The sequence below is a fragment of the Moorena bouillonii PNG genome (assembly GCF_001942495.1).
Taxonomy (GTDB): Bacteria; Cyanobacteriota; Cyanobacteriia; order Cyanobacteriales; family Coleofasciculaceae; genus Moorena; species Moorena bouillonii.
Window position 1 is genome coordinate 7,754,519 of record NZ_MKZS01000001.1, and the last position, 10,622, is coordinate 7,765,140.

15 protein-coding genes are annotated in these 10,622 nt (G+C 43.7%); 11 read left to right on the plus strand and 4 right to left on the minus strand.

Features of this window, described 5'->3' with window-relative positions:
- Nucleotides 1-53: 53 nt before the first annotated feature.
- Nucleotides 54-1,121, minus strand: coding sequence for an adenosylhomocysteinase (locus BJP37_RS31620; RefSeq protein WP_075904904.1), 1,068 nt, complete (start codon nt 1,119-1,121; stop codon nt 54-56).
- A gap of 370 nt (nt 1,122-1,491) precedes the next feature.
- Here BJP37_RS31620 and BJP37_RS31625 point away from each other — a divergent pair, with 370 nt between their 5' ends.
- Nucleotides 1,492-1,698 carry a tellurite resistance TerB family protein gene (locus BJP37_RS31625; protein ID WP_075904907.1) on the plus strand — a complete coding sequence of 69 codons (207 nt, stop codon included), beginning with the start codon at nt 1,492-1,494 and terminating at the stop codon, nt 1,696-1,698.
- Nucleotides 1,699-1,737: 39 nt separating this feature from the next.
- Nucleotides 1,738-1,980 carry a tellurite resistance TerB family protein gene (locus tag BJP37_RS37905; protein ID WP_143727891.1) on the plus strand — a complete coding sequence of 81 codons (243 nt, stop codon included), beginning with the start codon at nt 1,738-1,740 and terminating at the stop codon, nt 1,978-1,980.
- 348 nt (nt 1,981-2,328) lie between these two features.
- Here the strand turns inward: BJP37_RS37905 and BJP37_RS31630 are convergent, their stop codons facing one another.
- Nucleotides 2,329-2,547, minus strand: coding sequence for a hypothetical protein (locus BJP37_RS31630; RefSeq protein ID WP_143727892.1), 219 nt, complete (start codon nt 2,545-2,547; stop codon nt 2,329-2,331).
- Nucleotides 2,548-2,582: 35 nt separating this feature from the next.
- On the opposite strand from BJP37_RS31630, the gene BJP37_RS40405 reads away from it, so the two are divergent.
- The 3 genes from BJP37_RS40405 (at nt 2,583) to BJP37_RS31635 (ending at nt 3,824) form a co-directional block, all read left to right on the plus strand.
- Nucleotides 2,583-2,759, plus strand: a complete 177-nt coding sequence (locus BJP37_RS40405; protein WP_158069849.1) for a hypothetical protein — start codon at nt 2,583-2,585, stop codon at nt 2,757-2,759.
- A 134-nt stretch (nt 2,760-2,893) separates the two neighbouring features.
- Nucleotides 2,894-3,022 (plus strand): hypothetical protein, encoded by a 129-nt coding sequence (locus BJP37_RS44105; protein ID WP_269087098.1) that lies wholly within the window; start codon nt 2,894-2,896, stop codon nt 3,020-3,022.
- Nucleotides 3,023-3,059: 37 nt separating this feature from the next.
- Nucleotides 3,060-3,824 carry a cyclase family protein gene (locus tag BJP37_RS31635; RefSeq protein ID WP_075904912.1) on the plus strand — a complete coding sequence of 255 codons (765 nt, stop codon included), beginning with the start codon at nt 3,060-3,062 and terminating at the stop codon, nt 3,822-3,824.
- Between the two features lie 396 nt (nt 3,825-4,220).
- Here BJP37_RS31635 and BJP37_RS31640 read toward each other — a convergent pair whose 3' ends face one another.
- Complete coding sequence (locus tag BJP37_RS31640; protein ID WP_075904915.1) at nt 4,221-5,930, minus strand: GspE/PulE family protein; 1,710 nt, start codon at nt 5,928-5,930, stop codon at nt 4,221-4,223.
- 274 nt (nt 5,931-6,204) lie between these two features.
- Between BJP37_RS31640 and BJP37_RS41790 the strand changes: the two genes are divergently transcribed.
- The 4 genes from BJP37_RS41790 to BJP37_RS41795 all read left to right on the plus strand — a co-directional run bounded on the left by BJP37_RS41790 (nt 6,205) and on the right by BJP37_RS41795 (nt 7,923).
- Entirely contained in the window at nt 6,205-6,381 is a 177-nt protein-coding gene (locus BJP37_RS41790; protein WP_198954240.1) for a hypothetical protein, read from the plus strand.
- A 262-nt stretch (nt 6,382-6,643) separates the two neighbouring features.
- Entirely contained in the window at nt 6,644-6,775 is a 132-nt protein-coding gene (locus BJP37_RS44110) for a hypothetical protein (RefSeq protein ID WP_269087099.1), read from the plus strand.
- 134 nt (nt 6,776-6,909) lie between these two features.
- Nucleotides 6,910-7,482 carry a PEP-CTERM sorting domain-containing protein gene (locus tag BJP37_RS31645; RefSeq protein ID WP_075904918.1) on the plus strand — a complete coding sequence of 191 codons (573 nt, stop codon included), beginning with the start codon at nt 6,910-6,912 and terminating at the stop codon, nt 7,480-7,482.
- Nucleotides 7,483-7,776: 294 nt separating this feature from the next.
- Nucleotides 7,777-7,923, plus strand: a complete 147-nt coding sequence (locus BJP37_RS41795) for a hypothetical protein (RefSeq protein ID WP_198954106.1) — start codon at nt 7,777-7,779, stop codon at nt 7,921-7,923.
- On the opposite strand, the gene BJP37_RS31650 is transcribed toward BJP37_RS41795, so the two are convergent.
- The gene (locus tag BJP37_RS31650) at nt 7,909-8,658 is read right to left on the minus strand and encodes a class I SAM-dependent methyltransferase (RefSeq protein WP_075901056.1); all 750 of its coding nucleotides are present in this window, start codon (nt 8,656-8,658) and stop codon (nt 7,909-7,911) included. The genes BJP37_RS41795 and BJP37_RS31650 overlap by 15 nt on opposite strands.
- A 635-nt stretch (nt 8,659-9,293) precedes the next feature.
- Between BJP37_RS31650 and BJP37_RS31655 the strand changes: the two genes are divergently transcribed.
- On the plus strand, nt 9,294-9,866 hold the full coding sequence (locus tag BJP37_RS31655; protein WP_075904918.1) for a PEP-CTERM sorting domain-containing protein: 573 nt from the start codon (nt 9,294-9,296) through the stop codon (nt 9,864-9,866).
- 420 nt (nt 9,867-10,286) lie between these two features.
- Nucleotides 10,287-10,553 (plus strand): hypothetical protein, encoded by a 267-nt coding sequence (locus BJP37_RS31660; protein ID WP_075904921.1) that lies wholly within the window; start codon nt 10,287-10,289, stop codon nt 10,551-10,553.
- Nucleotides 10,554-10,622 lie beyond the last annotated feature (69 nt).

Below are 10,622 nucleotides of genomic sequence, written 5' to 3' on the forward strand. Positions count from 1 at the left end.
CTCCCGACTCCCGACTCCCGATTCCCGATTCCCTACTCCCTACTCCCTACTCCCTACTCCCTTAAAAACGCTATATCTTGATCATGATAGTTTCCCCATTTCTCTATTATTTCCTGGGCAAGATGACTAGGAAATGAATGGTAACCGGGTTCCAATTCCTTCGATAAAATTAAGTCAATCGCTATGTTATGGGCATAGAACACTGGATCGAGAGTCTGAACTGGAGTAGGTTCTGCTAAGGAAAAATTGATCGGAGCTTTTTTGAAAAGCACTTCTGCATCTGAGAAGTTATCACCAAATTCATCTTCTGCGCCGATGTTGGCAAGATACTTACCACTGAAATCTTCCTTGTCTAAGTCATACTCTTTAGAAAGTACTCCATTAACTCCCGTACAGGTTACAACACAAAAAGCCTCCTTGAGTGCTGCCCTAATTCCATCCAAGTCCTCAGCCTGTAACCCTTTGATTCCTCTAGCCCTAAGCTGTTCCAAAATCTTAGGATTTTTCTCGACAACCACCAGCTCCTTGGTTAAGCCTAATAATTCATTAACGAGTCCTTTCCCAACTTTTCCACAACCAAAGATTACCAAATTTTTATCCACTAATGCCTCGTTAGTTAACTGTTGAAAGGCTTTGACAAATGCTTTACTAGTGCCATAGAATGTTTCGATATTTTTTAGGGAACTGTCATCCACAGAAATCAAGGGATAGGAAATATCTAACGATTGATAGATCTCGTTATCGAGTTTAGTTAGCTCTACCACTCCTTCGCGAGGGTTGAGTAGTGTGGGTAACTCTCCATAAAGATCTAAACAAATATCATAGTTATCCTCAAAATTCCCTTCAAGATTAACCTCAACATTAGCACTGAGTAAAATTTCCACCGCTTCTGGGTTAGGCTTGATAAAATTAGGGCAAGACACGGTAAGCTCAGCACCAGCCAACAGCAACGGTTCAACTTTAAATACAGTTTCTATGGTCAAGTGGATATGATGTAATAGTCTTAATCCTTGATAAGGCTGATGCGATCGCATCTGTTGTCTCAGCTCAGCCATAAATGGCATAGCTTCAGACCGGGGATGTTTTTGCCGTGCTTGTTCAAAGACCTTAAAATCGATCATCTTATCTTAATTTCGGTTAATCATTTATATAGTAGTTCTAAATTGGGTGATGGACAAAATCCTGGATTTTAGGGAATAGGGAAGAGAGCAAAAATCATCTGTACCTCATGAACATGATAACCGCAATAGCAGTTTTAAAGTGAGGGGTCAAGTCCCCTGCCCTGCCTGGTCATCCCCTCTCTCCAAACCTGAATCCTTACAGGAAATTTTTGATATGAAAGCTTTATCCAGCTAGTCTTTCAGCCTTTGGATGGGACTTCGTTTCAGCTTGACAACTACCTTTACCTGAATCAGACATTTGCAATATTATCCCATCAAAGATAAAATCCGAAGAGTTAACTAGCTGTAAGGGTAAAACAGGGTAAAATTTATGACAGACGATACAATGCAAACTCTTTCATCTTTTGCTAAAGAAGAGTACGGACTTAGTTCAGCCCCACTCCAAGCTATGGTAAACTATGGTTACGCTTTGTTAGCTATTGCCGGAGGTGATGGAGAGGTTTCTGAGGAAGAAATGGAGTGGTTAATCAATCACCAAACAAAATTTGGTGCCCCTGAAGAGGTTGTTGGACTCTAGAAATCTTTTGATTACAAAAATGCTAACCTACAAGAGCTGTTGCCCGATATAAAAAAAGTTGATGTTGAAACTTTGTCAGTAGCAAACGAATTGGTATATCATGCCATTAAGATGTCATCAGCTGATGGAGTTTATGCTGAGGAAGAGAGAGCAAAAGTAAAAGAAGCAGCAAAAATCCTCGGAGTTGCTGATGATATTGTTTTAACTCTAGAAAGTTTAGTAGATATGGAACGAACCGTTGTTAAGATGCGTAAGGCATTGATTCACGTAAACACATTATAGACGACGGTATCACAATAGCACGGTAGGTAAGCATATGCGCTACTTGAGGTGCTGCTTGAGGTGCCGTGAGCTTTTAGCTCATGCTACTTGAGGTGCCGTCAGCCTTGGGCACACTACACGAATGGCTGATAGCTGAATGCTGATAGCTGAATGCTTACTGTGTCGCTATTTTATAACAGATATAATAGCAATAAAAATTAAGCGATCGCAAAACAAGACTCTAATCTAAAATCTGGTAGCATCCATTCACAAATTGAATCTATTCCTATCTCCCCATCTCCCCATCTCCCCATCTCCCCAAACTTCCCACACTTCCCCTTCTTTTTGAGAAATATCAGATAGACCCGATTAGCGGTAGCGAAGTTGTTGACCCTTGATGACTAAACCCATTCTCATCGCGTTTCCAATTGGAGTGAATCGTTTTTGTTTCGTCATGGTTTGGGGATGATGACGCACGGTAGATAAACTCAGGCTAAGCAGAGTCACAACAATTAGTGTAGCGCTTAAATTACGAGTAAAGGTTAAGTCAAACATTATCTGCGGATTTCCAACTGTCTCTACTTTCACAGTAGAAATCTCTTTTGATTAGTTCCCCCAGTAATATGCAACTAACTGAATTGACTCTCTGGTGGAATGGTGAATCCCACCAATTCAGTGGGTTTAGCAGTGTGGTTGACCTAGACAATCTGCCCACTGGCACCATGGCAGAAAAATTGGCGTTGCTTAATAATGGAATGATTTTAAGAGTGAGGTGGAATAGGCATCTTGCCTGTTCCTGATTTGGGGCAGGCAGAATGCCCACTCTACTCGGATTCATTATTTGATTGAGCAACGCCGAAAAATTCAATATCCTTCTTGAGGATCCCACATTCAGGACTTGAGGGTAAGTCCTATAGGGATCCCTGTAGGAATTGTGAGAATTTTTGTTCCCTGTTCCCTATTCCCTGTTCCCTATTCCCTGTTCCCTATTCCCTGTTCCCTTTCCTATCACATTTTTGAAGATTCGGTGAATCTATGCCGTAAGTATTGGTCTGATTGTTAGGCTATAGCAGTATTGTGAGTAATTTTGGGAAAGTCTTATGCCCATAATTGATCTCAGTGATACCTTGCAAAATGACAAGGATTGGACTCCCTGGTGGGCACGCAATTCGGTAACTTACCAAAATCATAAATTTGGACGGTTAGCGATCTGGATGCTGTTTAGGATAACACCGAAATACCTGCGGGGAGGACTTGGTTGGGCCAATGACGTGATTAAGCTTTCCACCCACGGCACAACTCATATGGATGCGCCATGGCACTACGCACCAACTTGCGGGGGCAAGCCTGCCAAGACCATTGACCAGATCCCTTTGGACTGGTGTTACCGTGATGGCGTAGTTTTGGATATGCGCCACAAAAACCATGGTGAGGCGATTACTGTCGAGGATGTCAAATTAGCTCTCGACAAGATTAACTATAAACTCAAGCCGTTCGATATCGTGCTAATCCACACTGGTAACGATCGGCGGTTAGGAACACCGGATTATTTTACCCATGGGTGTGGTGTCAGTGCTGAAGCCACACACTGGCTGATTGATCAGGGTATCAAAGTCATGGGGATTGACTCTTGGGGTTGGGATGTACCTCTACCAGTTCAAGCTCAGCAGGCTAAAGCTAGTGGGCGGAACGATATTTTCTGGGCGGCTCATTTTGTTGGGATTGATAAGGAATATTGCCAACTGGAACGGCTGACGAATCTTGATCAACTACCATCCCATGGCTTCAAAGTTGCAGCTTTCCCCCTTAAGGTCAAAAATGGCTCCGCTGGACCGGCTCGGGTGGTCGGCATTATCGAAGATTGATTCGATCCAAAAGACTTCCGCAGATCTTTTGGTATTGGTATAGCGCTGCTCATATTAATAGACTTCGCGGCAGTTGTCAGGAGATAGGAGACAGGAGACAGAAAACAGTAACAATAATTGACGAAAACAGTATCAAAAAAATACTTTTGCAAGAGGTCTAATCAAGTACATTCAATTTTCGCAACCCCTGTCTTGATACAAAGCGCGAGTGGTTTGGGTTCTGTGTGGGTCACCGCTCAAGCACCTTATAAGCCCCTTGGAAACCATGCCAGTTGCTGATCTGACTCCCCATCTCCCCATCTCCCCATCTCCCCATCTCCCCACACCTCCCACACCTCCCACACTTCCCTCTCTTTCCCTACTCCCTACTCCCTACTCCCTACCCAGGGGTGTCAATCAACCGTATCTCCTATTGGGAGCCATCTTCTCTAGGGATTTCACTTTAGCAGCTCTTGGCTTCTCCAATTGACCCTGAGACTTACAGGACAAAGCACTGTGGGGTAGAACTCGTAAGATTTCGGTTAGGGTGGTTACCCCTTTGGTTACCTTTTCAATCGCCGCCTTCCGGAAGGAATAAAAACTGATTTTATCCAGGTAACGGTGCAACTGAGTCATGGTTCCCTCATAAATCAACTGCCGCACCATATCATCTACATCCAGTAACTCCACAATGGCTTCCCGTCCTAAATAGCCGGAATTGTAGCACTTGGCGCAACCCTTTCCTTTGCGCCAACCTTTGAGATTAGCTTCCTCTGGCCTCAAACTCAGCTTCCGCAAATCTTCAGAAGTCGGGGTGTAAGGTTCTTGACAGTGGGGACATACTTTGCGCACCAAACGCTGTGCCACTATTCCCAATAGGGCATCACTGATTAAACCCGGTTCCGGACCAATATCTTTAATACGAGGAATAGCACTAACTGCATCATTGGTGTGGAGAGTCGTCAGTACTAAGTGACCGGTCAAAGCAGCTCGAATCCCTGTTTCAGCGGTTTCAGCATCCCGAATTTCCCCCACCATAATGATGTCCGGGTCTTGGCGTAAAATTGCCCTCATCCCTGCCGCAAAGGTCATCCCCGCTGCCTCATTCACTTGGGTCTGGGTAATCCGAGGTAAGACATACTCCACTGGGTCTTCCACCGTTACTACATTCACATGTTCTGTGGCTAACCCTTGCAGGGAATTATATAGCGTACTAGTTTTACCAGAACCAGTCGGACCGGTGATAATAACCATTCCTTGGGGTTGCTGCAACCAACCTTTATAGATTTTAAGCTCTTCGTCAGAAAAGCCTAACTCTTCCAAGCCAGAAAAGGGGTTCTCTCTTGGTAATAAGCGAATCACTGCTTTCTCTCCCCCCACACAAGGGAGGGTACTCACCCGCAGATCTAACCCAAGTTCTGCCTCCTCCCCAGTAGCATAGTTTTCCCCAATTCGACCATCTTGAGGACGGCGGCTTTCAGCAATGTCCATATCAGACATGACTTTGAGAGCAACCACCACTGCTCGTCCCAAGTCTGACGGTAAGGTAGTTATATCCCTAAGAATCCCGTCAATCCGATAGCGGACTCTTAAGCCATCAGTCATCGGTTCCAGGTGAATATCACTGGCGCGGTTACGCAAAGCTCCAGAGATAATGGTTTTAATCCGCTCAATCTGGTCAGCCGCTTGGGACAGATACAATTCTGTGGTTTCGGTAATGTCTTCTTGTTCCACCTCACCAGTCAGGGGATTGACAAAGGCTACCGAACTGATAGATTTGGCATCATTGTTTTCCCTGTGGTACCATCGCTTGTAGCTTTTTGGTGCAATGGGAATAATTTTGATTTCGCTGAAAGTGCGATCGCTTAATTTTTTGAGCTGCTCTGGGGATAACTGGACTGGGGTACCCAGGTAATAACAGTTGCGCCACAGTAGCAGCGGAATCACCGGAGGTAAATCTTGGCGATTGGGGAATGGCTTAAAGAACCGGTAGCTGACTTCCCCATCTAGCAGGTTAAGGTTTAGTTCTCCTTGTGGGTTAACCAACAGTTTAAGGGCTGTTGCACAGTTAATTTCACCCTTTCTCAACTTCCTCCAAGCCGATGAACTTTTAACGCAACTTTGCATGATTTACCCCCCACTATATTAAACTAAATTAAACAGTTTTTGTTGATGAATTTCCAGTTTTACTTATCCCTTACACCTGGGTGCTTATTGACTATAGCAGTTTTTGATTAATTGGTATTACCCTTGGTTGATATTGGAGTGATAGATCAAGGTAATACTATAAATCTTTATCTAATCTTTATATATAACGTTACCTTTTTACTTTCACAAAACCTAGGCTTAGCTAAATAGAGTTACCTAGTTTTTTACAATGATTATATAGCGTTTCTAAACATTGACAAACAAGTACATTGACAAACAAGTAACGACAGTCTGGCGAGACCCAGGCTCCACCAAACTAATGGTTATTGAGGGTGTTAGCACCGAACTTGTAGAGCTGATATTCCTGAGTAACTCCCACGATGAATTGGGTCTGCTGAACCATCTTCACAGAGGAATAGGTCGCCATTAGGAGCGACGGTAAACACACAGTGTTGTCTAACGTTGTATGATAGCGCGCTAAATAGTCTAGGAATAAATTATGAAAATAAGTCCAAAAAAAAGTTAATTTTACGTTAAGAATTGATTAATAAATTACTAGTATCTCAATTTTTTGTGAAAGTCTACTGTCAGCTCTTAAACTAATCATAAAATTGTGGAAAATTAAACTAATATTAACCTCTTTATTTAAAGATAGACTAATAGAGTTTTAGTCAGCTATCAGCTATCAGCTTATGTGCTACGCACACGCTACGCGAACAGCTATCAGCTATCAGCTATCAGCTTATGTGCTACGCACACGCTACGCGAACAGCTATCAGCTATCAGCCAAAGGCTTGTGGCCACGCTACTTGAGTTGCTTTTGAATAAAATAAGCACCTCAAGCAGCGTGAGCGAAAAGCTCACGGCTGACCGCTGACGGCTGAATGCTTACGAGTTTTAAAAGACTAGCGCTTGATTCAAGACGCTCTACCAGGTTGAAACTAAGGAGAATTTTATAATGGCTGATCTCTTCCATAAATCAGGGATTTTGGCAGCCGCTAGTGTGGCTTTGGGTCTAGCTGTAATGCCAACCCAACTTGTCTCTGCTGCAACTATCAAATATGATTTTACCGTAGATGTAGAGACAGGGAATTTGGCTGGCAAATCTTATGAGGGGTATTTTACCTATGATGACACCTTCCAATTTGACAGCGGATTTGAAAGATTTAACTCTCGGAACGATGACCTATCGGTAGTCTTCGACTTCAATGGTGTCACCTACACTGAGGAAGATGATTTCTTGTTTCCTGTAGGTCCCTACGTTGATTTTCAGGATGGGGAGCTTTTGGGATTGAATTTTGCTCCCAATTTCTTCGTTTTCGATTTTCCCTTTGAAATCCGTGACGAAGACAATGACCGCATAGGAGGCGACTTCTTTACCTATGGTGATTTCTTCATCGGTTCTGGAGACGGTAGTGTCACCTACACTAAAGCGGGTAAAGTGCCCGAGCCAGCTACTATTTTAGGGTTAAGTGTCCTCGGTGCTAGCTTGCTGCTGGGTAAAAAGAAGGGATCCTCTCAAAACGCTTAGAAGAGTTTTGGGAGTTGAAAGTTGAAAGTTANAAATAGTGGACGAACTTTTGGAAATTAACCGTCGTTGGCTCAATTATTACAAGAAGGGTGAGCGGGCTATAGAGTTTGCACTGTGTACGTTATAAGCTTTATGTCCCCCTGTCAGGTTTGAGACCCTTTCGGATTTCCGTTTCCCTATTCCCTACCCTACCTGATTTCTGAGGATTTCTGAACTTGAGCTTAGTTTTCTGGCGTTGCTGAATAATGCCACGATTTCAAGAGTGAGGTGGAATGGGCATCTTGCGTGGAAGCGATGCAGCGCGGTCTTGGGGGTTTCCCCCATGAGCGACTGCATCAAGACACTGGCATCTTGCCAGTTTCAATATATTTCCGAGCGGGCAGGATGCCCACTCTACTCCTATTCATTCAAAGCTTAGGTAAACTGTCACACAGCCCCTAGCTGGAGTGGGCTTTTAGCGCTACTTTTGTAAAAGCACAACACTTGGCTAGTGTTGAGGGGATCCCGATACAGACACTCAACCCGATTAAAATCATGTTTGTGGGCAAGGGATTGCAGGGTTGTTTGGGTTTCGGGAAAATCACTAGACAATATATGACCCTCGACCATGGAAACTTCTTCCGGAGTCAGTTGAGCCCAGTCTTGGTAAACACCCTCTAGGTAACGTCTTAGATAGGTGTCTCGGGTTTCTCCATCTGTGGAAACCATATCGATCAGAATAAAAACACCATCAGGTTTTAGGAGATGGCTCAGCTTAGCCATAATACTATCTTTTTGCTCAAAACTGAGGTGATGGAACGCAAAAGAACTGAAAATCCCGTCGAAGCTATCCTGCTGGTTTTGTGCCAACTCAGAAACTACTTCAAAGAAGTCGCCCTGGATCAATGTCTGTTCACAGGGGATAGAATTGATGTTATCACGAGCAATTTCTAGTGCTGGCTCAGACAGGTCAATGCCTTTGTAGGAAGCAATCCTGGTATTGGCTAAAGCCTGGGCCGTGAAGCTAGCATCACCGCAGCCGAGGTCAAGTATAGAGAAGGGGGTTGGAAAGTAGCTGACTAGAAATGCGTGTAAAATGCCGTAAATTTCACGGTGTTGCATGTAATTGTTAGTCAGTATTTTTTGATAGAGTTGCCACTGACTCTCAAAGAGATTAGGGGACTGTTCTGTTTTCATAAAACACCTTTTTTGTACTTTGTAAAAACCACTTATATAGCAATTATTATAGTCATGAGCGACATTGCTTATCCTTTTAAGGCAGAAGGCAATAGGCATGCTAGCAATAGGCAATAGTCAAGAGGGTTTGAAGCGATGCAGCGCGGTCTTGGGGAGGCAGCGCGGTCTTGGGGGTTTCCCCCATGAGCGACTGCCGTTCCCCCAGCGACTGCATCAAGACAGGTAATTGGTGTCAAATAATACTGTACCTAATACACTTATCAACTTCAAAGTCCCCCTTTTTAAGGGGGATTTAGGGGGATCCATTTGTAGCTCATGGGAAATAAAATTGCTATAGTTTAGCTAACTTCTTAAAAAACACATAGTGAAATCCAAATCCCAGCCAGGATTTGAGATTTCGTAAGCTATCAGCTATCAGCTTATGTGCTACGCACACGCTACGCGAACAGCTATCAGCTATCAGCCAAAGGCTTGTGGCCACGCTACTTGAGTTGCTTTTGAATAAAATAAGCACCTCAAGCAGCGTGAGCGAAAAGCTCACGGCTGACCGCTGACGGCTGAATGCTTACGAGTTTTAAAAGACTAGCGCTTGATTCAAGACGCTCTACCAGGTTGAAACTAAGGAGAATTTTATAATGGCTGATCTCTTCCATAAATCAGGGATTTTGGCAGCCGCTAGTGTGGCTTTGGGTCTAGCTGTAATGCCAACCCAACTTGTCTCTGCTGCAACTATCAAATATGATTTTACCGTAGATGTAGAGACAGGGAATTTGGCTGGCAAATCTTATGAGGGGTATTTTACCTATGATGACACCTTCCAATTTGACAGCGGATTTGAAAGATTTAACTCTCGGAACGATGACCTATCGGTAGTCTTCGACTTCAATGGTGTCACCTACACTGAGGAAGATGATTTCTTGTTTCCTGTAGGTCCCTACGTTGATTTTCAGGATGGGGAGCTTTTGGGATTGAATTTTGCTCCCAATTTCTTCGTTTTCGATTTTCCCTTTGAAATCCGTGACGAAGACAATGACCGCATAGGAGGCGACTTCTTTACCTATGGTGATTTCTTCATCGGTTCTGGAGACGGTAGTGTCACCTACACTAAAGCGGGTAAAGTGCCCGAGCCAGCTACTATTTTAGGGTTAAGTGTCCTCGGTGCTAGCTTGCTGCTGGGTAAAAAGAAGGGATCCTCTCAAAACGCTTAGAAGAGTTTTGGGAGTTGAAAGTTGAAAGTTAAAAGTTGAAAGTTGAAAGTTGACGGTTGAGTGTTAGAGGATATCTGAAAAGTTTTTTGATACTGAATTTTGCCCCCTAGCCCCCCAATTCTGGGGGGAACAAGAATCAATTTGTTGGTAAAAGTCCCCCAAAATTGGGGGATTTAGGGGGCTTTAATGTAGCAAATGAGACTTCTCAGACAACCTCTTAAAGGTTGAGTATTGACAGTTGACCGTTAACACTCAACCCTTAATAGCTAGAATAATGGCAAATTTCTAGTCATCTTCGTCATCACAATTTTTTCCATTGCCCCAATCATGTGATCGCGTAGCGTCGCATCTAATTTACTAGCGCTATTGTTATGGGTTTGTGCGTTCGCGTAGCGTCAGCGAAGCCGAATCGCTTTTCTTTTGATAGCGCTATCCTTAGGTAATTTACCCCCAGAAATCGCTAGTCATATTGTTGATTTTGCCATTAATATTACCCCTGAACTCACCAAAGGGCAGTTTGCCGAAGATAAAATCTGCTGTTTAAAAGCATTGATTAAGCAAACTAGCGAAATTATCAGCAACTTCAATCCGGCAACGGCAGTCGTAACCACAACGGTAAATGGTCACTTACCTCATGTTCAAACCGTCGAAAAAATCCCTTCTTCTCGGAGAGTGATAACTCACTAACCCCTCGGTTGTACCTGGGGGGGCGACGAAATAAGTTAAAACGCAGACTCTATAAGCGACCTAGCCCTT